This is a genomic window from Archangium sp., from assembly GCF_036389735.1.
GTDB lineage: Bacteria > Myxococcota > Myxococcia > Myxococcales > Myxococcaceae > Archangium.
On record NZ_DASVWK010000466.1, the window covers coordinates 1 to 2,049 of the forward strand.

Consider the following 2,049-nt stretch of genomic DNA (forward strand, 5'->3'; position numbering starts at 1 on the left):
CGCGGAAGGCGTGCTCGCGGATGAACAGGTGCGTATCCAGGTCCGCGTAGTCGAAGCCGCCCAGGCCGGCGGCGAAGTGCGCCGCGCTGCTCATGGCGAGGGTGCTCTCCACCATGCCGCCCATCATCAGCTCCATGCCCGAGGCGCGCGCCAGGTTCCACATGGCCAGGGACTCCACCACGCCGCTCTTCATCAGCTTGAGGTTGACGCCGTGCGCGCCGCCCTCGCGAGCCAGGCGCAGCACGTCCTTCGCCGTACGGGCCGACTCGTCCGCGCAGATGGGCACCCGGGACGAGCGCGTCAGCTCGGCCATGCCCTCCCAGTCCTCGCGAGGCACGGGCTGCTCGAAGAGCGCCAGGGGGATGCCGGCGGCCTCCAGCCCCGAGAGGAAGGTGCGCGCCTGCGCCACGGTGTAGCCGCCGTTGGCGTCCGCGAACAGCCGCGCGCCCGGAGCCTCCCGACGGATGACCACCATGCGCCGCACGTCCTCCTCCGCCGACAGCGCGCCTACCTTCACCTTGAGGGTGCGGATGCCGCGCGCGACGATGGCGCGGGCCGACGAGGCCGCGTGCGCCTCGTCACCGGCCGTCACCGTCATGTCGATGTCGAGCCCGGTGCCCGAGCCCCCGAAGAAGGAGAACAGCGGCATCCGGTAGTGGCGGCCCAGGGCATCCAGCAGCGCCAGCTCGATGCCGCAGCGCGCGGAGGGAGCGCCCGGGAGCGCCTCGCCGAGCCACGTGCCGATGGGGCGCCAGGCACGCGCGTCCCGTCCGAGCAGGGCCTCGCGCACGGATTCGATGGCCGCGAGCGTGCTGGCCTGCGTCTCGCCCGACACGGCGGTGAGGGGAGCCGACTCGCCCAGGCCCACCGTCCCGTCCGCCAGCTTCAGGCGCAACAGGACGTTGTTGGCCATGTCCGGCGCGCCCGTGGCGATGGCGAAGGGCTCGGTGAGGGCGAGGTCCAGCGGCTCGATGCGCAGGTCGGTGATGAGGGTCGGGAGCATGGGGAGCCCGTCATAGACGACTCCGGCCATGCCGGCCACTTCGCGGAGGAAGGCTCAGTAGTTGTAGACGTTCGTGACGCCCGCGCTGAGGTGGTAGGCGTTGTTGGGGCCCACGTAGATCTTGAAGTAGCTGCCCACCCCACCGTTCAGCCCGTACGCCGAGCCCTGGCAGTTGGCGCAGATCACCACGTTGTTCTTGGTCACGTTCCAGATGCCGATGATCTGCCCACTCGTGGTGCTGGCCGTCACGGAGGTGAGCTGGAACTCGTAGACGTTGGTGCCCACCGTGGCCCGGGCGTTGCCGAACGCGAAGCCGGTGGCCTCGTTCCAGCTGAACGCGCAGTTGGCGGACGTGGCGTTGTACCAGCCAGCCGTATCGGCGACGTACATCGGAGAGGTCGCCCAGACGCTGTGGATGGGGTTGCTCCACGCCAGGGCGGGGAACAGGACACACAGGGCACTCACAAGGCGGGACATCTTCATGGCGTCGTCCTCTCGGTTTCGGGGGTGAAGACCGCTCGGCGGCTCACGGGCCACTGGGTGGCGTAACGAGGACGATCCCTCATGACTTCATGTTATGTCAATGAAAACCCGTTTTTCTAATTATAAAGGGCGACACCCCCATTCACCGCCCCGAGCTGAACGCCGCCAGCGCCGCCGCCATCACCTGCTTGAGCGGCACCCCGGCGGCCTCGGCCACCTTGCGGCAGTCCTCGAACTCGGGGTGGGCGTTGAGCACCTGGCCGCCGCGCAGCCCGCGCTTCACCCGCACCCTCCCCCACGGCGTCTCCACCTCCACCCAGTCCCGCTCCAGCGCCGTGCGCTCCACGCGGTAGGAGCGCACCCCGAGCGTGGTGGACTCGCGCAGCAGCGTGTCCACCACCGTCTCCTTCGCGCCCCCTTCCACCAGCGCGCTCAGCACGTGCCCCGGCCGCGCCTTCTTCATCGTCGCGGGCAACACCCAGGCGTCCAGCGCGCCCGTGCCCAGCAGGTGCTCGAGGAGGTAGCCGAGCAACTGCGGTGTGCAGTCATCCAGGTTGGCCTCC

The 2,049-nt window shown here is 69.7% G+C and carries 3 protein-coding genes; all 3 read right to left on the reverse strand.

The window, feature by feature from the left end:
- A partial coding sequence (locus tag VF794_RS16595) for a dipeptide epimerase (RefSeq protein ID WP_331111531.1) occupies positions 1-1,003 on the reverse strand: 1,003 nt, incomplete at its 3' end.
- A gap of 54 nt (positions 1,004-1,057) precedes the next feature.
- Positions 1,058-1,486 carry a hypothetical protein gene (locus VF794_RS16600; RefSeq protein WP_331111527.1) on the reverse strand — a complete coding sequence of 143 codons (429 nt, stop codon included), beginning with the start codon at positions 1,484-1,486 and terminating at the stop codon, positions 1,058-1,060.
- A 142-nt stretch (positions 1,487-1,628) separates the two neighbouring features.
- The coding region (larC, locus tag VF794_RS16605) for a nickel insertion protein (RefSeq protein ID WP_331111529.1) at positions 1,629-2,049 on the reverse strand (421 nt) is incomplete at its 5' end.

Excerpts from the sequence above, each read along its gene's own strand:
- VF794_RS16600 (WP_331111527.1), bottom strand. The coding sequence starts at position 1,486 with ATGAAGATGTCCCGCCTTGTGAGTGCCCTGTGTGTCCTGTTCCCCGCC.